Annotated in this window: 15 protein-coding genes; all 15 read right to left on the minus strand. The window is 40.6% G+C overall.

All coding sequences use genetic code 11. The features are described 5' to 3' along the window. Nucleotides 1–87: 87 nt before the first annotated feature. Nucleotides 88–1,305 carry a glycosyltransferase gene (locus QLQ22_RS23290; protein ID WP_252207583.1) on the minus strand — a complete coding sequence of 406 codons (1,218 nt, stop codon included), beginning with the start codon at nt 1,303–1,305 and terminating at the stop codon, nt 88–90. Further along, nucleotides 1,305–2,036, minus strand: a complete 732-nt coding sequence (locus QLQ22_RS23295; protein ID WP_223438464.1) for an ABC transporter ATP-binding protein — start codon at nt 2,034–2,036, stop codon at nt 1,305–1,307. The genes QLQ22_RS23290 and QLQ22_RS23295 overlap by 1 nt, the downstream gene beginning before the upstream one ends. Next, nucleotides 2,037–2,816, minus strand: a complete 780-nt coding sequence (locus tag QLQ22_RS23300) for an ABC transporter permease (protein WP_223438466.1) — start codon at nt 2,814–2,816, stop codon at nt 2,037–2,039. 481 nt (nt 2,817–3,297) lie between these two features. Then, nucleotides 3,298–4,557 (minus strand): nucleotide sugar dehydrogenase, encoded by a 1,260-nt coding sequence (locus tag QLQ22_RS23305; protein ID WP_223438472.1) that lies wholly within the window; start codon nt 4,555–4,557, stop codon nt 3,298–3,300. A gap of 83 nt (nt 4,558–4,640) precedes the next feature. Then, a complete protein-coding gene (locus QLQ22_RS23310; protein WP_223438474.1) occupies nt 4,641–6,281 on the minus strand; it encodes a glycosyltransferase family 4 protein in 1,641 nt (546 codons plus the stop codon). A 44-nt stretch (nt 6,282–6,325) separates the two neighbouring features. Next, entirely contained in the window at nt 6,326–6,802 is a 477-nt protein-coding gene (locus QLQ22_RS23315; protein WP_223438476.1) for a hypothetical protein, read from the minus strand. After that, nucleotides 6,762–8,972 carry a glycosyltransferase family 2 protein gene (locus QLQ22_RS23320; RefSeq protein ID WP_284015662.1) on the minus strand — a complete coding sequence of 737 codons (2,211 nt, stop codon included), beginning with the start codon at nt 8,970–8,972 and terminating at the stop codon, nt 6,762–6,764. Before QLQ22_RS23320 ends, QLQ22_RS23315 begins: the two co-directional genes overlap by 41 nt. Further along, entirely contained in the window at nt 8,972–9,979 is a 1,008-nt protein-coding gene (locus tag QLQ22_RS23325; protein ID WP_223438480.1) for a methyltransferase domain-containing protein, read from the minus strand. Before QLQ22_RS23325 ends, QLQ22_RS23320 begins: the two co-directional genes overlap by 1 nt. A 183-nt stretch (nt 9,980–10,162) precedes the next feature. Continuing rightward, nucleotides 10,163–11,875: an N-acetylmuramoyl-L-alanine amidase family protein gene (locus QLQ22_RS23330; RefSeq protein ID WP_284015663.1), complete on the minus strand. Its 1,713-nt coding sequence runs from the start codon at nt 11,873–11,875 to the stop codon at nt 10,163–10,165. Nucleotides 11,876–12,192: 317 nt separating this feature from the next. Next, nucleotides 12,193–13,503 (minus strand): UDP-glucose dehydrogenase family protein, encoded by a 1,311-nt coding sequence (locus QLQ22_RS23335; protein ID WP_284015664.1) that lies wholly within the window; start codon nt 13,501–13,503, stop codon nt 12,193–12,195. A 22-nt stretch (nt 13,504–13,525) separates the two neighbouring features. Further along, on the minus strand, nt 13,526–14,404 hold the full coding sequence (gene galU / locus QLQ22_RS23340; protein ID WP_284015665.1) for a UTP--glucose-1-phosphate uridylyltransferase GalU: 879 nt from the start codon (nt 14,402–14,404) through the stop codon (nt 13,526–13,528). Between the two features lie 484 nt (nt 14,405–14,888). After that, nucleotides 14,889–17,123: a SpoIID/LytB domain-containing protein gene (locus tag QLQ22_RS23345; RefSeq protein WP_252207591.1), complete on the minus strand. Its 2,235-nt coding sequence runs from the start codon at nt 17,121–17,123 to the stop codon at nt 14,889–14,891. A gap of 48 nt (nt 17,124–17,171) precedes the next feature. After that, entirely contained in the window at nt 17,172–17,984 is an 813-nt protein-coding gene (locus tag QLQ22_RS23350; RefSeq protein WP_223438491.1) for a hypothetical protein, read from the minus strand. A 58-nt stretch (nt 17,985–18,042) separates the two neighbouring features. Further along, nucleotides 18,043–20,151, minus strand: coding sequence for a cell wall-binding repeat-containing protein (locus QLQ22_RS23355; RefSeq protein ID WP_284015666.1), 2,109 nt, complete (start codon nt 20,149–20,151; stop codon nt 18,043–18,045). A 194-nt stretch (nt 20,152–20,345) separates the two neighbouring features. Further along, entirely contained in the window at nt 20,346–24,980 is a 4,635-nt protein-coding gene (locus QLQ22_RS23360) for a cell wall-binding repeat-containing protein (RefSeq protein WP_284015667.1), read from the minus strand. Nucleotides 24,981–25,358 lie beyond the last annotated feature (378 nt).

Consider the following 25,358-nt stretch of genomic DNA (forward strand, 5'->3'; position numbering starts at 1 on the left):
AAAGAGTATTTTTCTTTATTATTAGAATTTCATTTCATTTTAATTAAATATTTATAAAAAAGATGTGGTGCTATAACCCCACATCCATTACGATAAATTGTCATACATCTGTATCAGCTTTTTACTTTCCGCATCCCAAGTTAAAACCTCTCTGGCAAGCAGGCAGTTTTGCTGATAGTAAGAATATTGATTCATAATCTCCATAATGCCATTTACAATTCCTTCCGGAGTTTCCTCTGCCAGCACGCCGGTATTGTACTCGTCAATAATGACAGACTTGCCGGGATGATTGGAAGAAACAGCAGGAACGCCCGCCTGAAGGTATTCAAAAATTTTATTAGGTGTTGAATAATAATTGTTTTTAGAAACCTTCTCATACATCACAAGGCCGATGTCAGCCTTCGCTGTATAATGAATTAAATCCTCAGAAGATACCTGATCGTGAAAAAAGACCCGGTCTGACAGTCCAAGGGAATGAGTACGGCTAACAAGTTCTTCTTTCAAAATACCAGAACCAACCATCACAAGTTTAAAGGTTTCAGGAAGCTTAGCCATCGCATCAATGATCAATTCGAGTCCGCGGTACGGAGAGAATCCCCCTTGATAGAGCAGAATCGTATCTTCTTCCTTAAACCTATAATCCCAGTCAATTTGCTTATCCTGATTCAGGATATCCTTGTGAAAAAGAGGGATATTTTGAATGAGCACACATGGTTTTTCACCGTTTTTTTCAAACAGATAATCTCTCAGATAAGGATTCACAGTAATAAAATAATCTATCTTTTTAAAAAGCCGTTTTTCCATGCTGTACCCTACGATGCGGTCAAGCTGGTTACGCCCGGCCATTTCGTTGAAGATTTCATGTGAATCATAGATTAGTTTTGCAGAGAAATCATTTGAGAGCATGTGCCCCTGCCACAGCGTATTTAAATCATGACAATGAACGGCATCAATCGAGACATCTTTTAAATTCGCTTTGACCTTTTTATAAAACTCATAGTAGGCAAGGTAGTCTTTAGGTATTTTAACAATCGGCAGTCTGGCAGTGCGGACGATCAGCTTTTTTATTGCTGATTGTCGTGTTTGGCCGCCGGCGTTCCCTTTAGACATAGTAGCTTTCAGGCTTTTAACTGAAATGCCAATCCGAATCAAGTGAATGTTTTTATGTAAAAAAGGATCAGGCTCCTGGAATTCACTGACGCAGGCTAAGTATACGGCATGTCCTGCATCAGCTAATGCCAAGGCCTCTCTTTTTACTCTCGCATCATAAGGAATATCCTTATACAGCAGCATGAGAATATTCATTATCTTGCCTTTTTCATAAACTCATCATATTCCTTGACGATCGGGCCTGTTTCGCCAACAGCCTTTTGCTCGCCAAGATGAATCCAGACAACACGGTCACAGATCGCTCTTACTAAGTTCGATGAGTGGGTTACAAGAATAACCGTTCTTTCTTGTTTGATTTTCTCCATAATCGCTTCACGGCATTTCATCTGAAAAGCCGTGTCGCCTACTCCTAAAACTTCATCGATGAGCAGAATCTCAGGATCTAGCGAAATAGCAGTAGCAAAAGCGAGTCTTGATTTCATTCCTGCAGAATACGTGCGGACAGGTTTATAGATAAAATCGCCAAGCTCGGAGAATTCTATAATGTCATCGATTTTTTCATCAATCGTTTTCTTTTTATGACCTAAAAGGAGGCCATTCAGATAGATATTCTCAATCCCAGGCAGCTCAGGCTGAAATCCCGCTCCCAATGAAAGAAGAACTGGATGCTCCTCGTCCATGATGCTGAATTCGCCTTTATCGGGAGAAATCAGGCCGCTGAGCAGCTTTAAGAGCGTACTTTTACCAGAACCGTTTCGGCCGATTACGCCAAGAACCTCGCCTTTTTTCACTTCGAAGTTCAGACCCTTCAGCGCCCAGAACCGGTCCTCTTTTTTATGAACACTGATTAGTTTTTTTAATGGTTTTTCTGTATGCTCCGGGTACGAAACCCAAAGATCTTTTACTTCAATTATATTTTCACTCAATTAAATCACCTTAGCATATTCTTTTTCATTTTTGTTCAGCAAGCGGATGCCTAAATATAAAACGGCCATTGAAAGAATGGTTAAGATAGCCAGCGGCATGAACTCTGGAGGTTTTCCATACACCAGAATGTCCCGATATGATTCTATAAAAGTCGTTAAAGGATTCAGATAAAGCAGCGGAATTAATTTTTCCGGAACGGTCTTCAATTCAAACAATACAGGGGACAGATACATCATAGTCCTTGTAATATACTGCATCATGTTTTTCACATCGCGGATAAAGACGCCAAGATGTGCCAAGAAAATCATAAGCCCCAACAAACAAAATGCATTCAGGACAAAGATGAGCGGGAAATACAGCACGTTCCAAGTAAAGTCGATACCGTAAATAGCCAAAAACAAAAAGAGAACGACTACACTTATCAAATATTTAATACAGTTAACAAGCAAGCGGACCAATATAAAAATAATTTTCGGTACATACACCTGCTGCAGAATATTCCCTTTGGAGGAGATGGAATTCGTTCCATCTACTAAAGCAGCAGTAAAAAATTTCAGAGGAATTAAACCAGTAAAGATGACGACTGGATAATCTGGCGTGCCTCTATCAAGTATGACAACGACTAATAAGTAGAAAATTGCCATATAAAAAATCGGATCAAGAATCCACCATAGAAAACCAAAATATGTCCTTGAGTTATTTGCTTTAAAGTCTGAAGTAGTCAAGTGATATATTAAGTCTTTATTGTTTTTTATGGTTTTTATTGTATCTAATAGCATAAGATGTTCTCCTAACTAGCAAAATGTTGCACCTTAATAATAATATACTTACTTAAATCACCTTTCAAGTTTTACTCCAAATTGTAAAAGGATTGACACGAATTAAAAACGTCTAATAGAAACCGGCTGTACTTTGCGGAAACCATTGTATGACAGATGCTGCTCTATTGCTCTGAATAATAACCCTCAGCAGGTTAAAACTTGAGATTGAGTAACCGCAGGAATGGGTATATGCCTTTTAACAGCTGAAACTCTGTAATAGGGTAATCACGCAACTGCTCAAACGGCAAAATCAGGCAGCCGCAGAAAGCTCCTTTACATGCTAAACGTGTCCTTTTCCAGCGCATGACCAGAACCAGCAAAAATAGAATTCCCCTCTATTATCTGTCTAGATTACCCCTAAATTTCGCATCCCAAAACCTTACGGCAGAATAAAAAAAGACCATAAACGAATATGGTCCATTGTAGATTCAATTTTGACTTACTTTACAAATTTATAAAGGTTTCCGAAGTTGATATAAGTGATCTCTTCCGGGCACTCTTTTACAATGTTTTTCGTGTCAAAAATTCTCTTTGTTTTCATGCCTGCAAAGTCAGCAGCATCGACTGATTTGAATTCGTTGTGATCTGTCAGAACTAAAACAAGATCAGAATCGTTAACTGCTGCTTTAAGGTCTTTTTCTACCCAGTCTTTTTGAACATGCGGGTCGTAAGCGATCACTTCGTTTGCACCAGCCATTTTTAACTGCTGGTAGATATCCATTGCCGGACTTTCACGGATGTCGTCTACGTTTCCTTTATATGTCAGACCGAATACAGTGATTTTTTTATCGTCTAAGCCGCCAAGCATTTTAGATACGTTTTCTACAACAAATGAAGGCATAGAAACGTTGATATCACGTGCCTGATAGATAAGCTTCGCCTGTTCAGGAGCTTCAGCAACGATGAAATACGGATCAACAGCTAAGCAATGTCCGCCAACGCCCGGTCCAGGGTGATGAAGGTTTACACGCGGATGCTTGTTTGCCATTTCGATTACATCAAGTGCATTGATATCAAGCTCAGTACAGATTTTTACAAGCTCATTTGCAAGTGAAATGTTTACGTCACGGAATGTATTTTCCATAAGTTTGGACATTTCCGCTGTTTTAGCATCTGTTAAAATAAGCTCGCCTTCAACAAATGTGCTGTATACTTTTGCTCCGGCTTTTTTACAAGCTTCTGTCACACCGCCGATGATGCGGTTATTGTGAATTAATTCGTGCATAATTTGTCCAGGAAGCACGCGCTCTGGGCAATGTACTAAGAAGATATCTTCCCCGATCGTAAAGCCATGTTTTTCAAGCAGCGGCTTTACATGATCGTCCGTTGTACGCGGAGCGATTGTTGATTCAACAATAACCGTGTTGTTTTTTTCCAAGTAAGGAATCATCATTTCAACAGCACTTAAAACATATTTTAAATCTACAGATTTATATTGATCATCTTTATTTGGAGTTGGAACAGCAATAATGAATACATCTGCTTTTTCAGGCTTCGTTGCTGCCTTGAATTTGCCAGATGCCATAACCTCTTCTAATGCATCCTGCAGACCAGGCTCTTCGATATGAATTTTGCCCTGGTTTAATGAATCAACAACTTGCTGCTGAACATCTACACCAAGCACGTCTACGCCATGCTTTGCAAACATTATAGAAGTTGGCAGTCCAATATAACCAAGACCAAGTGTTGCGATCTTCATGTGAATTCTCCTCCAGTTGATTGTTCAAAAAATTTCTCTCATACAACAGTACAGCTTTGAAAACAGCATGTCAATGATTTGAGTTACGGCTGCTCTAAGAGAACTTTCTCATTTTTCGTTTCTGTTATTTCTTTAAGTTCTGCCTGAATCATTTTGTTTTTTCCGCATTGATACCTGACGATATGTGCAGCTTCTTCGGATTTTTGCAAAAAGGCTTTCGGGTGATAATAAAGGTATTCAATGGCTTCGGCAAGACCCTTATAGTCCTCGCTTTCAGCTAAAAATCCGCAAGAATCATCTATGAATTCAGGAATGGCATATACACCGGATGTTACAGGCACCAATCCGCTCGACATCGCCTCTCCAAGGGAAACACCTTGAGAGTCCATTCTCGACGGGCTTAAAAAGATGCCATGTGACTTATGCTGTTCAGCTATATCCTGCTGAGATAAGAAATAGTTATGAAGATGAACATTCGGAATGTCTCTGATTGGCTCAACCACTTCATTAAACAACGGTCCCTGACCGTAGATGTCAAAGGTAAGATCATTAAAAAACGGCTTGTCTTTTAACTCAAGAATGGCTTTTACGGTCAAATCATTCGCATACGTCCTTGAAGCAAACGGCCTGATGGTTAAAATTCGCATTCTTTGCTCTTCTGGTTTCTCTACATAATTAAACAATTCATCATCAATTGCATTGTGGATGATGCTGTAGTTTTTAATGATCGTATTTGTATCTTTTTCAGCAACATTTTCTTTGTACCATTTTGAGACGAAGATGAATTTAATATCGTCATCTTTTGCCGTATAAAGATCCGCCATAAAGTCAAGCTGCTCCTGGTTCCTTTTCGCATACTCAAGGCTTTTGCGTATTTCTTTGGTGCTTTGGTAGAAATTAAACCAGCGGCGGTACCATTTTGTTGTTTCGAACCCGTGAACCCAGATAAGTTTCGGAGTATAACGGGCTTTTGACTTTCTGACAGCTCTGTACATTCTTTCATTTATGAAGTGAAATAATACTTTCTTGTAGGGCTTTGCATTTAAAAGGTTCGTAAGCGCATCTTCCCCGCCTATAAAGACAGGTACACCATCATATACATAATGAGCAATGCTTGCAGGTGACGTATTCAGCCGGTAAATGGCTGCATTAATTCCGTTCTCTTTATACGCAAGCACCCGTTTATGCACGAACATATTTTGGTAGTACGTGTTCTTTTCAGGATAAACATTTGTCACAATCAGGTAATCCGCCTCAGGATATCTCAAAAACAATTCCTTCTGGCTTTCTTCAGTCGGAACATTGTAGGCAGAAACAGAAAAATCCGTAATCACCGCTTCTCCGGTTCCTGAAAGCCTAAGCCCTAATGAATAGCTGGCTACATTTTTCGGAAAGCTCAGGTTCATTTCACTGCCTAATGGATTGTACTGAACATACACCTTATTGTTATCTTTGTCATAACCGACGATAACCTGCTGAACCTGCACGCCGCTGTACGTTTTTCCGTCTATTTTAGCAATATACGTGTACTCAGCGTTCAAGCTGCGGTCAACTTTATTACTTTTATTGTAGTAAAGGATGATCGGATTGGCGTCTTTCTTAAGCTGAGTGATCTTAATATCCAGACGGTCACTGCCCTCTATCTGTACATCAAAGCTTGACGTTGTTTTTTTGGGCCATTTATCAAAAAAGGAATCCGTTTTAACCGGCTCTTTTGTTATCAAGACTGTCCCCTCCCGTCCTCAAATAAAAAATTTGAGACTTACCTCTATTTTCTGCGTTTCAGTTCCCAATATTTCAATTGTAATTTTCCAAGTTTGGAATTTTGCAGTCTTGTCAATTTCGTTCTGAGCTCATTTATTGTCCGGTCTTTTTCTTCTAAAAGCTTTTTCTGCTCTTCCTGACCTGCTGAAATCGACTCAATGGATAGACCAGCTGCCTTTAATCCTGCAGCTTCCTGTTTTTTGATGAGCTGACCCAGGTTTTCGCGGGATTCAATGTCATCGGCAATTGCTGCCAGAATTTCCTTGAATTCCTTTTCCATTTCCTTCTTATCTTGAATCAGACGGTCTGCTAATTGGCTCAAACGTTCACATTCGTCTTTATCTGTGCCCGTCATCTGATGATTCGCTGTCTCCATCGTTTTCATCCAGCTCCTTTCAAAAACAACCCCGGTCTTAGGCACTATATTGCTGACTTCATTGTCAGCTGCGCCTGGGAAATTTTTTTGAAACCATTTTTTCAAAAACGCCTGCAGCTGCTTTCGCATCGTCAAGAGGTGATAAGTAGGTAATGCCGTCACTTTGGCCTAAAATACTTCCTTCTTCATACACACCCCAAATATCAGTGCCGCTGCCTTTATAATCACTAAGTTTTGAAGGCAGGTAAGGATTTATAGGCTTATTGTCTTTCGTAGTTGAGTCATTAACAACTAAGCAGTCAAATTTTGTGCACAGATTCAGGAACGTATAGAAGTCGACAAAGCCATTGACAATAATGGAATCTTCAAGCGGATCATCTTTTAGCTGATCCTCGAGATCTGTCGGTTTAGCGGTAAATACATGGATAAGCACTTTGCGCTGTGTATCCTCATTCGCTTCTTTTAACCCTGAGAACAGATCGTTCAAGTTTCTCTTGCTGTAAAAATTACCGAAATAGGCAACATTTACATGGTCATCCGAAAGCAGAGGATAATTAAACTCTTCCATATGATAATAACGTTCAGGCAGTGTCGGATGCGGCTCTATGACAGCTTTTTGCTTAATGATTGACTTGATTTCCTCAATCGGGAACATGTCCATCATATATTGGAACTGATTTTTGTTGGTGAAAATTAATTCATCCGCAAAGATATACGGAAGATATTCACACCATACGAACAAACTGCTGTCGTTTGGTGAAGGGTATCCCGCTTTCTTCACACCTGCTTCCAGCTGTTTTAGATACCCCTGATCTGTGATATCAACAAGGCGTTTCTTCGCTTCAATGTCATAGATTAAAGGATCTGAAAACTCAGCAATCCACTTCGTTTGCGGATATTTCTTTTTGTATTCATACGCTAAAAAGTGGGAGGCAGCCCACATTGCACGGCTGAACACCTGCTTATGAACACCATTTTTCTCAACCAATTCGTCTGCGCCTTTCATGCCCATGTCTACAAACGTTTTTATATGGGCCCAGTGAGAAAAGCTTGAAGGTGAGTTGATTGCAAGCCTAGTATGAATTAAATCATCCACCATTTGGTTCAATGATGTATTTCTTGTGCGGACTTTGTCCATTGTATTATAGATAACATCAGATACCTTGCCTGCTTCCCTCATACGTTTCGCCATAACGTTTCCGGCTGTGTCGTTATAAGGCGGGAAGCAATAAGAAACGACCAATTGTTCTACCTTATCCTTGTTAAGCAGATGGTACGGGAAGTAAGTTAGTCTTTTGGATGAAACTTCTTCAATAATCCGGTCGTATTCATCCTTATGCTGTTCATAGTATTTTACAATGAACGAACTTTGTGCGTTTATTTTCCGCTCGACAAAATCGCGTTTTCCATGAGAAATATCAGGAATCTGCAGAAGTTCATTCAGTTTCGCAATACAAGCGGCACGCTGTCTCACATTAAAGTCAAACGTCATAGCTTGTCTGGAAATAGAGTTTTCTCTAAGCGTTCTGTAATAAACTGCCTTTTTGGTTATTGGCGCTACAACAAATTCCAAGTCATTTTTAATAAGAAGCTCCGAGAAGAATACAACGTCTTCTCCGCTTTGCAGACTTTCATCAAACTTGTACTTTTGTACATATAAAGTCGGAATCAGCTTACATGCGTTGATGGTTAAGACGGTATGAAGCTTCATGTAGGGACTTTGCTTGCTGATAACCGATTTTAAAATCTGGCGATTAATTGGATTGGAGGATTGTACATTCCCGTCTGGCTCAACGTTAAAAATTTGAGAAATCACCACGGAATTCGGCTTTGCCTGCTTGTACATTTCTTCTAGAAAATTCTCTGACAGATAATCGTCGTCATCAAGGAATGTGCAGTATTCACGTGAAGCAAGTGAAATTCCTTTGTTTCTTGCGATTGATGCTCCTGCTTCATCCATTGCAATGACTCGGATGTTTGTCAGGTTTCTTTCAGAAATCAGCTGATTGATCAGGTCTTCCGTGCGGTCTTTTTCTCCGTTGATAACAACAATGACTTCAAATAATGCAGCATCAAGGGTCTGATCAGCAAGGGATTTTAAGCATTTAACAATGACATTTTCACCTTTGTAGGTAGGCAAAATAATGCTGATTCCTTTATCATAAAGAGGCTTGTCATTTTTTCGGACATGTTCCTTTTCAATGTCATACCCCATTTTCATAGCTCGTGTTAGTCGGACTTTCTCTAAACGTTTGAGTATTTCCACTTTAAGCATTATTTCTTACCTCTTCCGGCTATTTTTTTCTTTAATTCCCAATATTTTAATTGAACTCTGCCAAATCGGGATTTTCTCAGAACATTATAGCGATGCTCCAGATTCGTTACTTTTCTGTTCAGATCTTCAATTTTGTTTGAATAGGCCAGTGCAGCTCTCAATGCTTCTTCTTCACGATTAAGCACCTCGACCGTTTCAATTTGCAGCTGACGGATGTATTCATCCTTTTCAGCTATCTGCCTATTCAGCTCTTCGTATAACACTTCTATTTTTTCAGATGATTTTTTCACTTTTTCTAATTCTTTTAGTTCTTTTTCATTTTTCGCAGCTTGACCAGCAAGCGTTCCGATGCGCTGCATATAATCTCTTTCCAGCCAATAAAAACCCTGCTCTAATTGCTTCGTGTTTTCTGCTGTATAAAAAGATTGATTATTTTCTTGAACAGCTGTGCAAATTACACCTGTCCACCTTCCCAAATACTCAAAGGATTCAATTTTGAAATGAGCACCTAATTGTTCAGCTAATAATGAGTAATAATAAGTACGTTTATGATCTATAAAATCATTAATGCCAAAAGGAACGGTTACGATTAATCTTCCGCCCGGCTTTAAATGTGACACCGTTTTCTTTAAAAAAGAATCTGGGTCACTGATATGTTCTAGAACTTCTGTAAGTAAAATTGTATCGTAATTAGTGTCTATATCTTGGTCTGTCATAAAGTTAGAAACTTTAAATGAAACGGAGGCTTGTACTGACGGATGTTCTTTACCAAGCTCTGTTTTTGCATATTCTACTGACTCATGAGAGATATCGATTCCATCTACTTTTTTGCCTTCCCGACCTAATAGTATGGCATTTATACCCTGTGAGCAACCAATATCAAGCACTTTGCTGCCTAAGACATGTGTAACAATCCAATTTATGCGCTCTCTTGTTTTCTTGCTGAAATCTGTTCCTAAAGCTCCATAATATGCTTCATTAACACGATCTATAATAAGTTTACTCAAAGAAACTCCTCCAATTAGCTATGTGAAATGGCAATGACGTAATTTCTATTCTCTTTAATTGTAGTTTTTGCAGAATTATTCTATGTATTCTGTAAGGCCCTACTTATTATATCGAAAAGTGTCTTTCGTTAACAACCATAAAAAAAGCCCGCAATCAAAAACGAAGATTGCAGGCTTAAGGTATTAGTTATTTTTCTTCCATTGATAGAAGTCGTTAATTCCCTGTGCAATAGCCTCAGCTGCTCCATCCTTGCCATCGTTTGTTTTAAAGATAGAAGCATCATTTTTATTCGAAATGAAGCCCATTTCAATCAGGACAGATCTCGTATAATTTTTATCAATGACATAAAAAGCTTCTTCCTTTATTCCACGATTTCTCGTATCTAACGCCTTAACCAATCTTGACTGGATAAAGGCTGCAAGCTTTGCACTGTCCGCTTTTTCTTTATCCGTCATGGATGCCGTACTAAAGCTTGAGCTGCCGTTTGTTGCAAAAGTTTCCGTTCCATTGGCCGAGGGAGCTGTGCTTGAATTCATATGAATGCTGACAAATACGCCGGCGCTTTTGCTGTATGAGAAATCGGTGCGTTCATTTAAAGAAAGGTAAGTGTCATCTGTTCGGGTCATATGAACGTCGTAGCCCAGTTTCTTAAGCTTATCCGCTGTTAGCTTTCCGACTGCAAGGGTAATATCTTTTTCCTGCAGGCCATTCCCGATAGCTCCCGGATCTTTTCCTCCGTGACCAGGATCGAGAACAATCACTTTATTCAGCTCTGTTTCTTTAGCTATAGGCTCGAGGGTTAGATATTTGGCTGAGACATATCCTGTTTTCCCATTAAACATAACCGATGCCCAATCATCCTTAAGCTCTGAGGGATTCAGCACTTTAACTTCTTTTCCTTGCGGGATTGTCAGGATGATGGAAGAGCTTGTACTTTTTTGAGAGCGAAGACTCAAGTTCTCGCGTACATAGTACTTTAGTTCCTCGGGTGTAATTTCTTCTGCAGCAACTGGCTTATTTACAATATCTGATGATTTTAAATATCCTGTCTTGCCATTGTAATCGGCTTCAGCCCATCCATTTGAAATGCCGCCCTGTCTGATTTTCATTTGACCATTTCTTGTCAAGTTAGCAAGTACTGAAGAAGCTGTGCTTTTCGAACTGTAAATGCTAGTGTTTTTATTTGCGTAATAAGTGAAATATTTAGGCTTACTGGAGATGCTGCTGTATGGTGCATACCCTTTAACTCCATTGTATTCGATTCTGCTCCAGCCTTTGATGACACTGCCTTGTTTAACTTTCACAACAGAACCTGGCGCAATTTTCGTCTTTGGTGTTTTTGTATTTCTCTCATTATATAAAGTGAAATCTTTAACGGCATAGTATGTAAAGAATACTGGCTGTGCTGATGTCAGTTTTGAGTAATCAGCATAATACTTTGTTCCTTTATGATGGATTTCCACCCAGCCATTCAGAACCGTTCCTTTAGCAACCTTAATGACAGCATCCTCTGCAATTGAACCGTATCTTTTCGACTGAGTCCCTCTTCCTCCGTAAAAACTCACAGGTTCCTTGGTGTAATAGTTAAAGCAAACTGGCTGTGAAGGCTTTTTATTCGTAATATCTTCAGCCTTTGCATACATGGTTCTTCCGCTTAGCTGAATTTCCGCCCAACCGCCTTTGATTCCGCCTTTTTTCACTTTAAAGGCTGTTTGAAATTCGACTCTTCCGGCTTTTGGGAAGCGGTCTCCAGGGCCGGTCCGAGATTCAAACTCATTTTTCGCATAGTATGTAAAGTGAACAGTTGAGGCTTCTGCTTTTTGAGGCGTCCAAAATTCAATCATTCCTGCAGCAAGTAAAAAAACGGCAATCACACTGGTTAAAAGCTTTTTCATTCAATTATTTCCTCCCGGATGTTTGTAAACTGGCACAACTGCCCGGGACTTTCCGCACAGCCTGCTCAGCTTATATATCGAGTGAATCCGGGAAATCTTTAGGGTTATTTAGAAAAAAATGTATGGATGTTAATTTGGAGATAGTTGAAAAAAAGAAAGTAAAGTGATGCAATCGGCCAGTATTTCATTTGGTACAGCAAGTAAAAAAGCTATTCCGGCAAGTATTTTCCGATTTTGGACAGTATCTGGAGGTTTGGGAGAAAAAAATAGAAAAAAGCTGTCCTCAAGTGTGATTCAACACTTAAGAACAGCCCTCATTAGTTCGTTTTGATCATCTCTTTGCGTCCGACGGATACATAGGTCATCCATTCAGGAATATCTCTCAGCCGATAGATGTTTCTTCCATCAATCAGGATTGGGCTGCTCATTTTTTCCTTATAGATGTTCATAGGAACCGTACAGACTTCATCCCACTCGGTCACAATAAAAGCAGCGTCCGCATTCGTGATTGCTTCAGCAAGATTGTCACTATATGTGATCGATTCCTTTAAAACCTTCCGAGCTTCATTCAGAGCAATCGGATCATACCCTGTCACGACCGCACCTTCCTTAACCAGCTCCTTCGCAATCACAAGCGAAGCAGCTTCTCTGACATCATCTGTATTAGGTTTGAAGGCTAAACCGAGAAGAGCGATTTTTTTACCTTCAAGAGAACCTAAATGCTTTTTGGCAGACTCGATTAATTTTAGCGGCTGGCGATTGTTTACGGTAATGACTGAATTCAGCAGATCAAACTTATGCTGCACATTGCCCGCTAACTGGACGAGCGCTTTCGTATCTTTTGGAAAACATGAGCCGCCATATCCGATTCCGGCCTTTAAAAATTGTGATCCAATTCTGGCGTCTTTGCCAATGCCTTCTGCCACATCTTCAATGTCCGCACCTAATTTTTCGCAGATGTTGGCAATTTCATTGATAAAGCTGATTTTTGTAGCCAAAAATGCATTAGCCGCATATTTAATCATTTCAGCGCTTCTTATATCCGTCCGTACTACAGGAATACCAAGCGGTTTATAGATTTCTTCAAGCGTATCCCCAGCAAACACCGAGCGTGATCCAATGACGATGCGATCTCCGTGAAAAGTATCATGGATAGCAGAGCCTTCTCTGAGAAATTCAGGATTAGAAGCGACTTCCGCATGGATCGATGGCTGCTTATGCTGATTAACAATCTCAAGAATATGTTCATTCGTGCCGACGGGAACAGTGCTCTTAACGACGATAATCACATCGTTTTGAATCTGTTCAGCGATTTGAACAGCAGCCGCTTCAACATAAGTCAAATTAGCAGAACCATCCTCATTTTCAGGCGTCCCGACAGCAATGAAGATGATTTCGCTTTCCCCATACGCAGAGCTTGAATCTGCTGTAAAAGCCAACCTTCCTGTTTGAACGTTTTTCTTCATTAATTCCTCTAGACCCGGTTCATAAATAGGAGACACTCCATTATTCAGCAGTGCGACTTTCTTAACATCGATATCCACACACGTTACCTTATGGCCGATCTCAGCTAAGCATACACCCGTGACCAGCCCGACGTATCCAGTTCCAGCAACTGATATTCTCACTGCATAATCCCCTGACCTCTCTCTAACTATTTGCCACTTTATTTTTTATGTACTGCAGAATATCTTCTCTCAGCTCATCGTTATCCATGGCAAAATCAATTGTCGCCTGAATAAAGCCAAGCTTGTCTCCGACATCATATCTTTTGCCGATGAAATGATATGCCGTTACTTCTTCTTTATGGGCAAGCTCTTTTAAAGCATCTGTTAATTGAATTTCTCCGCCCGAACCAGGTTTAAGCATTGCGAGAATATCAAAAATTTCTGGACGCAGGATATATCGTCCTAAAATAGCTGTATTAGATGGGGCATCTTCCCGTTTTGGCTTCTCTACTAAATCTTTCACTTTATAAACATTGTCAGCCTTTTTTTCTTGTTGATCATAGCTTACAATTCCATACTTCGAAACATCTTCAGGCTTCACATTCTGCACTCCGATTACCGTGCTTTGAAATCGATCATAAACATCAATTAACTGCTTTAAGCAAGGAACGTCAGACTGAACAATGTCGTCTCCAAGCATAACAGCGAAAGGTTCATTGCCGATGAATCTTCTGGCGCAATAAATGGCATGCCCAAGACCAAGAGGCTCTTTTTGACGAATGTAATGAATATTGGCAAGCTCTGAAATGCCCTGGACCTTGCTGAGCAAATCCCATTTCTCTTTTTTAATTAGGGTCTCTTCAAGTTCATAGGATTTATCAAAATGATCTTCAATCGCCCTTTTTCCTCGTCCTGAAACAATTAAGATATCTTCAATTCCGGAAGCAACCGCTTCTTCAATGATGTATTGAATGGTAGGTTTATCAACTATAGGAAGCATTTCTTTAGGCTGGGCCTTCGTAGCAGGCAAAAACCTTGTTCCCAAACCCGCAGCCGGTATGATCGCTTTTTTCACATACATGTGTCTACCCCCTGATTATGTCAAAAGTCTCTCTCCTTATATTACAACATCTATACAGTCTATTCCTTTAACGTTTTATAAATGTTTGGTAAACACGAAATGCGGAACCGACTGTTTAGCTCCGACAGACAGATAAGGATCCGACAGAAAAGGCGCTTTTTGCCTTTACTGGCGGAGCCGTTCTGGCCGAGGAGTTAGGAGGTGGAGCTGGACAGCACGAAAACCGGAATCGCCTCGTTCAGCGCAGGCATGGCAGATAATGACCCGGCAGATCAGTCCGGGTTTGTTTCGGATAATGAGATCGGCCTTTCCGATAGGAAGATCCCGGTTCCGTTCCGGATAGTTAGATAGCTTTTCGTATAGTAAGAAAGATTTGAGCTAGGCCTCAACATTATTAAAAAACGGCATCATTTCTGAAAGAATAAAAAAACTGACTCCTAATTCGCTTTTCAACGATTTTAGGGCCAGTTTTTATTAATAACTTTTATTGAAGAAACCAGTTTTGCAGACTGCTGCGAGTTTGCTCTGAGATGGCTCCTTTTCCGCCAAGGTAATGAATATGCGGAATGAATGTCATGTGATCATAAATGTAACTTGCGACAGGCACTGGAACTGTATCTTTTTCCACTAGAATTATTGGTGCGCGATTATTCGCTGCGAGTACGGATCCAGGAAGTGCGTCAATAAATTCTGTACCTCTTGCAAAGAAGACTTTGCGATTGTCCAGATTGTATTTCTTCACGATATTCACGCTGGTTTCGTAGCGGTTTTTTCCGTAAACGCGATCAACATTGCCTGGACCTACTAAAGCCTCAAGCTGTGTTTGAACGCTTGCTGAGACTGCTGTCTCGCCGCCGACAATCGTTACTTTGCGTACACCGCTGCCTCTTATAAAATCCGTTACTGCTTTTGGAACAGCAGAAGTTTTTGTGTAAAGAATCGGCATCTGTTCAGCAGCTGCATACGATGCAATCGATAAAGCATCCGGTGAGTCACTGCTGTCGGATGTGATAAAGATCGAGCCTGAGTGGCCTGCTTGTTTTGCCACAGCAGCTGCCGTATCATACCGTGTTGAACCGCTGATGCGGTGAACATTTGCAGCGATTGCCTTAAGTTCGGCTTCAACTGCGTCCGAGATAGCTGATTTGCCGCCAAGAATATAGATGGATGCAGGATTCAGATTCGCTAATGTTTTTTTAACTGACTCAGATAATTGATTAGGATTTGATAATAACAGTGGTGCGTTGTATTTCTTTGCAAGGACGCTTCCCGTTAATGCATCTACCGGGTTGTCTCCTCTGCCGATAAAGACCGTGTTTGCAGATGACCAGCCGAACTCGGCAATGGCTGCACTTGTTTCATAGCGATCTTCGCCTTCAATTTCTTCAACGGCTTGATCGATATAATTATCATAGTTTGTGCCAGGGTAATAGAAATTGGTGATTTCCATGTAGTTTTGGTTTTGATCGGACATTGCCTTTGCGCCGTACTGGCTCATTCCGACTCCATGGCCAAACCCTCGGCCATTAAACGTATAGACACCTTTTTCATATGTCAGCGAATCAATCAGATGACTTTTGAAATCCACAGTGCCGAACATAGAGCGAAGGGTAGAGACGTTAACGTTTGTACCTTCTTTAACGACGGTTTCAATCTTGCCGTCTTTCATTTGATAGGTGCCATTTGCATTTTTGACATAAAATTCAATGCGGTAGCTTCCTGTTTTACGTCGATCTCCGCTTGTTTTTTCATTAGAAACAGCAAGCTTCGTCACTTTAACAATTTTGAGGTCTTTGCCAGTGAAGTTTTTGTCTGTTTTTAACCAAGTCTTAATATTGTTTGAATACTTTGCGTCTTTTTCTTTGACCGTTCCCCACCAATAGCCTGGCTTTGTTAAATCAAGCAATGCCGGGTCAATTTGTGATTCGTTCATTCTGATTGTCCAGCTTACTCTAGGATCATACGGATCATTTTTTGCAGGGAAATAAGAAAGCGGTGTTCCGCTCGTCCATACATTTGCATTATTTTCTGTTTTTCCGCCGTTGCTTGAACTGTACAGTGCGTCAATCAAGCTCCCATTTATCTTCAGAACTTGGCCTTTTGTGCGGTTTACCGCTTCATTCGTATTGTTATAAAGGGAAGATGTCCAAATATACCCTTCATATTTTTGAAAGCTCACCGTATCATCAATCGTTTGGTTCATTCTTTTTAATGCGTACGTTCTAGCTGTTACAGTTTGAGCTTTTAATGCCTCAACAGACCAGCTTGCAGGCATTTCGCCCGGTACAACCCCTTTTAAATAATCTTCAAGAGGCAGCTCATTTTCCGGTCGGACATATTGACTGTTTTCAACCTTGAATTTCATCGTGCCTAAATAAGAACGGCCATTGATCTTCATATAATTTCCTGTACCGTATTTTGCAGGCATAAACGCTGCAGAACTGTTTAGAGTCTTTTTCTTAACGCTGCCATTATACAAGACCAATGCGCCATTTTCATTTTTGACTTTATAGGTATTGCCTTCTTTTAATTTAAAATCATTTTCTCCGGACAAATAGTATTCACCTTCAACCAATACCGTCACTTCCTTGGCATTGCCGACATAGTGTTTGAGATTAACAGACACTTCTGAAGGATTACTATTAGCAGCAAACGCATTTTCTTCCGCAAACAAAAAGAATAGAGTTAATGCAACAATTGACATAAAAGCCTTATTCAAAAGTAGTTCCTCCGCTATGATAGATTGAGAGCTTCTAGCATTAGCAGTTTATTCCACAGAAGACAAACTTGACTCACCCTTGTACCCATTTTCTCCGGTAAGTTCGAAATCTTCTTTTACGAGTCCGAGTTTAGGAGCATAATATCTTGTGAAAATGGTTTCCTCGTCTACTACTTCATTTGATATTTTCTGAATGACGAAAACATTTTTCAGTTTTCCGTAATCTGTTTCAACTGCAGCTGATTTTTCAAGCAGTTTCCAATCCGCACCATCGCCCAGCAGCTTTTCATTCATATTCGGTTCAAATGAATCCAGCAGGCTGACAGAATGATCCTGCAGATCACGCTCCTCATATACGAGGGTAATTTCGGAACCTGTCCATTTAAAAATTTGAGTGGTTGTTGAGTCACCCAATGTCAGGGCAATTTGAACAAACTCTTCATTAGCTGCCACTACATTTTCTGTGAGTAAAACGACACCGCCTTCTTTAAATTGTTTTTTTGCTCCCGTCTCAGGACGATATTCCAAAAATGGACCTGCCGTACTTTGTTCACTCTCCATTTTTTTATCGGTATTTTCTGGAGATTCTTTAGGCTTTTCCGTTTTTTCTTCTGAACTTACTTCTGTTTCACCTTTTGAATTCTGATCATTTTCTTCTGCCTTTTCTTGATCAGGTTCTTCTTTTGACGATGTTTGAGTTTGATCAGACTCTTTATTAACTGGTTCTTCTTTATCAATAGGTTCAGTCACTGAAGCTTTCTTCTCTTTCTGCTCCTCTTGCTTTCCTGCCTCTTCTTCACTTGCTGCACATCCTGCTAAAAATAAGAGAATTAGAGAAAAAACAGACAGCATTTTTTTCATTTTAATCATCCTTAACTTAAGAAAGATTCGGGCTTATGTGGGCCCGAATCAATCTGAATTATCTTACTCTGTTGAAAATCTCGCCTGTTATCACATCAGGTACAGCTCCGCCGATAAGCGTAACTTCCTTCATATGATGCTTGCCGCCATATTCCATGATGTATGTTTCCAGGGATTTGTTAAACGTTGAACCTGCCAGGATCAGCGGTGCCTTTGTCACTAATGATAAAGGTGCTGCTGTTAATGCATCCGGGAAGTTTGCTCCGGTTGATACTAAAATAGAATCTGAGTTTAGATATGGATCAAAACGCCACAGTACTTTTGCAAGTGTTTCATAGCGGTCTTTACCAGCTAAACGTGCATAGCTTGCTGGAGCTGCATTTTTTACCTGAGTATCAATATTTGAAGTGAGAACGCTATTTCCTCCAAGAATAAGAGCCTGCTTGCCTTTAAGTTTCACTCTTGCCTCACTTGAAAGACTATTTGTATCGGACAGCATAATGGCCCAGTTTTTCTGAGCAGCTATAGGCGCTGTGCCAAGAGCATCCGCATAGTTTCGTCCTGATGTGACAAAGTAGCCATCTACATTTCCGATTTGATTTAGAATAAGCTGATTTGTCTCGAAACGATTCGCTCCGCTTACTCTTTCAACCGTCAGATGCATTGATTGAAGCTGTGCGGCAATACCTTTAGAGACGGCACCCTCACCGCCAATGATGATCGCTTTTTTTGCTTTTAGACGGGTGATTTCATTTGTTATGTAAGAATCCATTCCAGTTCCTTTTACTAAAAGGATTGGCGCTGCCCCGTGCTTTCTTGATAGGGGACCTGCTGATAATGCATCAGCATATCCTGTGCCTGTTGCAATAATGATGGTTTTATCCGGTTTACTGTCTGCAAAACCTGCAGGATACATTTTCTTAGAAACATTGATTGCTGTTTGATAACGATCTGCACCAACTAATTTCGTTAATGGCAGCTTTCTTGTAACTTTATCGTTTGCGATATTTGTGAATACTACTTCACCTGAAATATTATTTACAACTCTCGCATTTGGCGCATTTTTTCCTGCAATGTAACGTGCGTGCTCAAAATCGACGTAGCCTGCTTTCTTTGCACCATTTACATAGAGATCATATTTTTTAGGCAGGAAGTTCGACCAAAGGGTAAAGCCGTTGCTTTTATAGACTAGTCTCGTATTCCTGTAGCGTTGTGCAAAAGCCATAGCTTCGCTTGATGTATAGAACTCTCCTAATTTTCCATTCGTTCTGTGGTGCACTTCATATAGAGTGCTTGTTTTATAGATATCTTTTTGAGCATACTTATCAAACACTCTGACTGGTTTCGTCTGTTTTTTGGCAAATTGCAGCGCCTGATCCTTCGATTTCGTCGTTAATAATTTATGATTGCCGGAATCGTATACTTCATAGACTTTAAAGTAATTCACGACGGACGAAGCGATGGCTTGAGCTGCCTTATTTTGAAAATCTGACGTTTTAATTCGTGCTTCTTCTTCACGATTGGTCATGTAGCCCATTTCCACCAAGACAGCAGGCATTTGTGCATTGCGGATGACATAGAAGCTTTGATCATCGGCAATTCCTCTGTCGATTGAACCTAATTTAGCTAAAACAGCCGGATGAATTTCACCTGCTAAACGCTGATTATCTGCTAAGTATCTGATTTGCAGGGGATCGTGAGGATATTCTTCCTTAGCGTGGTCTACGCCATTATAAAAGTAGGTTTCGTATCCTTTTACGTAGGGGTTGCTTGGATGAGCATTATGGTGAATGGAAATAAATACGCTGTTATCATTATTTCCTTTTGCAAAACTGTTCGCCTTTTGCATTCTGAGATCGAAGTCACCGCCATCTGTACTACCGTCCGCTTTCTTCAAATATGGTGCAAATTCCATATCCGTATCTCTTGTTAAATAAACTTTAATGCCGCTAGTTATAAGGTAATCTCTCACTTTTTGCGACACAATCAGATTGGCTTTTTTCTCGCAAAAACCAGTCGTGTTCCCAGTTAAACCGCATGTACCGCTGAATTTCCCTCCATGACCAGGATCAATAACAAGGACTTTTTCAGCAAAACCCGTATTCGGGGCAAATAAGAGCATTAAAAATAGAAAGACGCCCAGTGCCCATGACTTGCTGCTTTTCATCATTCACTCCCCTTTTTCTACAATTTTCGCTACTACTCTCCTATTATAGCACCCGCAATCTCTCATTCTTATAAGATTATGTCCATTAACGCTAATTAGGCATTAAGGCATTAGAGGACATAGATCTTTTGTCAGATAAGCAAAAAGAAGCTGCCGAGCCAATAAGCCCAGCAGCTGGAAGGTAATTGAATTTTTTATTGGATCAATTTATGAATCTCAGTAAGGACCTCATCAGATACAGCCCCTTTTCCTCCAAACACTTTCACTTGTCCAATTTCATTGCCTCCGAAGAAATTTTTAACTTCTGAAGATAAGGTTTTGCCAACAAGGATTACTCCGCTTTCATGCTTAGCAGCTAATCCTGCTCCCGCCAATGCATCTGCAAAGTTTTGCCCAGTTGCGGCATATACCACATCTAATGATGGCTCAAAGTAATCTGCAAGCGCTACGCTTGTTGCATAGCGGTCTTTTCCATACACTCTTTCAGCATCTGGAAGTTTTTTATACACACTGTCAGACAGAGCCACTTGGCCTCCGACTACCAATGTATGTTCAACTCCCAGTTCTTCAAGAACCTTACTTGATGCAGCAGGAAGTTTATCTTTTTGAGACAATACGATCGGCATACCGTACTGACCTGCATAAGAAGCAACAGCCAGAGCATCTGCAAAGCTTGTTCCGTTTACAACAACTGCATCTTCTGAACCATCCGGAGCGACTTCTTTAGCAATTGCTGCGGCAGTTGCCCATCGGTCTTTACCGAAGATGCGGTCTACTTCAAGACCCATATTTTCTAATTGATCTTCTACTTTTACAGAAACAGCGCTTGTTCCGCCAAGGATCACAACTGTTTCTGCACCCAGCCTTTCAAGCTCAGCTTTTGCAGCTCCTGATAACCCTTTTGAATCTGTTAATAATATTGGAGCATCATATTGAGCTGCAAGCGGTACACCTGCCAATGCATCAGCAAATTCCTGTCCTTTTGCAAGGAAGACAAGCTCAGAGCTCTCCCAGCCTCCAGAGCTGATGGCTGCTGCTGTTTCATAGCGGTTTTCTCCGCTGATGCGGCTAACTTTATCATCTCCGCGGTATACTTTTACTTCTTTAACTGTTTTGTGGCCAGCTAAGTCAGTCGCTTCTACCATGAATGTGTTTTCACCCGGCTGAAGCGCAACTTCTGTCTTGATTTCTTTCTCAATGCCTCTCATTTCATATGGCTCTCTCAGCATGTTGTAGAAGACCTCGTCCCCGTCAACAGCCACCCGAAGCTCATCAAAATTATCCGAAACATTTGTTGTAATTGTTGCTTTTTCTGCAGCAGCACTTACACTTGCAGGTGCACTTACAGATAGCTCAGGTGCAGTTGTGTCAACGAAGAATTGCTTTAAGAAAGAAATTTCGTTGCCTGCTTCATCTGAACCTGCAATTCTGATTTTATGGAATCCATCTTCTAGTGTAAGAGTCGTTTCAAACTCATAGCGTTTTGTTTCAGCATTCCATTTCAATTCAACTGATTGGCCGTCTACCGTGAAGTTAGTCACTTTAGACTCATCTGTTACATAGCCTTTTACAGGAACTTCATTCGTATCATATGTTCCGAGGGCTTCAGGAAGCTCGGCAATGATTGATGGAATTGTCCCATCATTCACACCTTTGAACTCTTTTGCAGATGTGTTGCCTGCATTGTCTACTGCAAGAACCGTTACAGTTGAACCTGTCACAAGATTCTCAAGCTTGAATTCCGTTGTTGTTGGCGCAAGTGTTAATGGATTTCCTTCTTTATCTTTGCCAACGACAGATTGGCCGTTAACAAGAACATCAATGTATGCAACTCCTGAACGCTCATCCGCTGCACCAAATGTTACTTTATTATCTTTAAATTCGGCATTTAAAGTTGGCTGAACTGTATCCACGATAACAGGAACGTGAACCTTTTGAGGCGCTTTCCCTGCATAATCTACAGCTGCAGCAATTTCAAAGTAATATTGACCGTCTTTTACAAGAGCGTTTTTCACCTTTCCATCCCATTGGTTTGCAGGATTTAGCGTGTACATTGAACCTGAGCCTGCATCATAGTAATGCTTGCGCACCTCAAGTTCCGTGCGAATAGTACGCAATTGTTTTTTGTTCTCATCAAGAACATTGTATTTTACCTCTTTAGCGTTTCGCAGGAATGAAAGAACCGGTATTAACTGGTCATTGCTGCCGTCGCCATTCGGAGAAATCGCAATTTTGCTTCCATCGAATGGAACTTTTTCGTTAAACGCATCATATCCAAGGAAATTGAAGTCTTCGCCATCCTTTGCTACAACTCCAGAAATCCCATAGAAAGTTTCGTTTTCAGCATCAAAGTTCATCGCATCAAGAATTGGAGCTTTACCCCAGTCTCCATTGAAGCCTACATAAGGTACGGTAAGCTGTGATAAACCTTCAGCAGAGAATGTCACGAATCCTTCTACAAAGTAACCGTTTTTGAAGACATCCTTCACTGGTACAGGAGTTTCAAAGTCATCCCCTAAGACTTTTGCATTTTCAGTATCAAGTGTGACTTTTACTGTTTTTGTTTCCCCGGCAGCAACTTCTACTTTTGCAGTGTCCTTGCCGTCTACTTTAATAACAGCATCTAGTAATTGTTGTGTTTCAAGCTCATCATAGTCATATCCGAGAGATCCCTTATTGGCGAAATCCGTTTGAACATTTGCTTTTACGTCATAAGAAACGGCTTTGTCACTGAAGTTTTTAAGATCAAGCGAAAATTCCACTTTATCTCCAACTTCTTTCAATGCCACTTTTCCTTCACCTGTTTTTGATTCTGTTACAACTGCAGGTGTATTAAGTGCAGAATAGAGTTTCATTAATCCCGCACCTTGACGGCGAGGAGAATAAGGAAGTTCCCATTTAAAAGCGTCATTAACCAATCCTTTATCGATAACAGGCTGAGATGTATTCATTAAGATGTTTTTCGCCATAAGGACACGATCTGCACCTTCTAAATTGAATAACTCGTCTACGCGCTCAAGCACAATCGCAGATCCTCCAGCCACATGAGGTGCAGCCATCGACGTTCCGCTCATAATTCCGTACTGATTATCATTGAATGTAGATAAGATTTTTCCGCCCGGAGCTGTGATTTCAGGTTTGAAATCAAGATTAGGAGTCACTCCCCATGATGTAAAGGCAGACATTTTTCCTGCATCAGCATTTGGAGCAGCTACTTTGTCATCTCCAAATGTCACTTCAAGTTTCTTGCCTTCCTTCGCTTGAGCTTCAAGGGCATTACCATCTGCAATGCTTAAAGAAACTAATGGAATCGAAGGTTTGTCTAAAGCCATGCTTACATAGTCGCCATGTGCAGGCAATCCGCGGATGATTACACCGGCAGCGCCTTGTGCTTCAGCCGTTTTCTGGATATTTGCATAGAAATATCCCCCTGTACGAACGGCAAAGACAACTTTACCTTTTACATCTTTCCCTTCATATTGTGCAGGCTGTCCATCTCCTACATACACAATATCAAGCTTTTGACCTTTGAATTTATCAAGGAATTTCGGTCCGTCCTGTTTTTGGTACCCAATAGTTCCAAAATCAGCGCCGTCTACTTGAACTTTCATCGCATCAAGATCAATTGTTGAGTTTTCAATGGAAGCAACCTGCAGGGAATCATAAGAAAGACCCGGAGATCCAACTAATCCCACATCAGGATTGCTTGCATAAGGATTTGCCCAGCCGTTTCCTAAATGAGCTGAGTTACCTGCAGAAACAGACATGACCACTCCGTTTTCAACTGCTCTTGCAATAGCTTGCTGCTCAGGATCTTCAGGCAGCACGAATGATGCTGTTGAGCCTAAGCTCATATTCAATACATCTGCCCCCAATTGAATGGAATCATCAATTGCTTTCACATAGATATCGCTCCATGTAGAAGGCATTTCAGGATCATTTCCGAAAACTTTCAGAGCTAAAAGCTGTGCCTCGGGAGCCACGCCTTTTAATCCGCCGTTTTCTTCATCTCCATTTGCGCCAACCGTTCCCCCTACGTGCATTCCATGCATCGATGCACCTGGTCCTAAATCAAGAATTTCTTCATTTTCGTCCATATAGTTATAACCATAAGGCACTTTTTCTGTGTAAAACTTTCCTGGCAAGTTAAGGTCTGAAACAGCATCTCCTACAGAACCTTCTGTTAAAGCAGGAACTGTATCTTCACTTAGAATCATGTCTCTGTGACTTGGATCGATCCCTGTATCGATGATACCTACGATCATTCCTTCACCGTCATAGCCTAAATCCCAAGACTCGCGTGCTTCCACTAAGTCTTTACTGTATTTCATTTCAGGTTCTGCAGCCGGACGATCGTATTCATGAGCGATCGTTACTTTGTTAACGCCTGTTAACTTTTCAAGCAAAGCGATCTTTCCATATTCAACTTCTCCGGAGAAGCCGTTGACTACAGTTGTAAACTCCTGCTCGAATTTCATTCCGATGCTTTTAGTAGCGATTTGGTTTTTAACCGCTTTTTGCTCCTTCAAAGCGTTTGCTTTCAGCTCTTCCTGCTTTGATTTTGCAAGAGCACCGAATTTCTTTCCTTGCTTTGTTGCATATGTAATTGCGGGCTCGCCCTCGACTTCGACAATTACACGAACTTTGTCCGTACTCTTATATTGTTTTTCAGCGTCTGATTTTTTAATAGATTGCTTGCCGGCATTTTTCTTAACCTCAGTATTGGCATTTCCCTTTTGCGGTGTCGGAACCGCTGCTAATGCTGCATTTGAGAAAACCAGCAAGAACGCGAACAGTAAAAATACCGATCTTTTCAGTTTAACCTTCAACTACTTGACCCCCCTAGTAATTTAGCAGTGTGTTTCACTAAAAAAATACTAATTTATCCCTCCTTTAACATATATAGAAATTATTTACTCTTTCATTTTATTTGTAAAATATTGAATAGTCAAATATTTACGAAAACTTTTATTCACTAGTGTGCTAAGGACAAATTCCGACAAAAACCAGGACCTTAAGATGCTCGTTATACATTGATGCATCAGTGTTTTAAAGTGAAAAACAGATAAAAAATGATGACAGCTCTGCGTCTAAACAAAGATTATAAATATCCATTGATTTGTATATTGGAATAGATTTTGAAGGGAGGGGCAAAAGTCCTGATGCCGTTCGACTTTTCTCAGGCATTTTTCAACACTTTTCCCGGG

Origin of the sequence: Metabacillus hrfriensis, from assembly GCF_030127205.1 — a bacterium.
Taxonomy (GTDB): Bacteria; Bacillota; Bacilli; order Bacillales; family Bacillaceae; genus Bacillus_P; species Bacillus_P dongyingensis.

Excerpts from the sequence above, each read along its gene's own strand:
- QLQ22_RS23305 (WP_223438472.1), bottom strand. The coding sequence starts at position 4,557 with ATGAAGATCGCAACACTTGGTCTTGGTTATATTGGACTGCCAACTTCT.
- QLQ22_RS23350 (WP_223438491.1), bottom strand. The coding sequence starts at position 17,984 with ATGAAAAAAATGCTGTCTGTTTTTTCTCTAATTCTCTTATTTTTAGCA.
- QLQ22_RS23300 (WP_223438466.1), bottom strand. The coding sequence starts at position 2,816 with ATGCTATTAGATACAATAAAAACCATAAAAAACAATAAAGACTTAATA.
- QLQ22_RS23320 (WP_284015662.1), bottom strand. The coding sequence starts at position 8,972 with ATGCTTAAAGTGGAAATACTCAAACGTTTAGAGAAAGTCCGACTAACA.
- QLQ22_RS23355 (WP_284015666.1), bottom strand. The coding sequence starts at position 20,151 with ATGAAAAGCAGCAAGTCATGGGCACTGGGCGTCTTTCTATTTTTAATG.
- QLQ22_RS23290 (WP_252207583.1), bottom strand. The coding sequence starts at position 1,305 with ATGAATATTCTCATGCTGCTGTATAAGGATATTCCTTATGATGCGAGA.
- galU (WP_284015665.1), bottom strand. The coding sequence starts at position 14,404 with ATGTATGTGAAAAAAGCGATCATACCGGCTGCGGGTTTGGGAACAAGG.
- QLQ22_RS23330 (WP_284015663.1), bottom strand. The coding sequence starts at position 11,875 with ATGAAAAAGCTTTTAACCAGTGTGATTGCCGTTTTTTTACTTGCTGCA.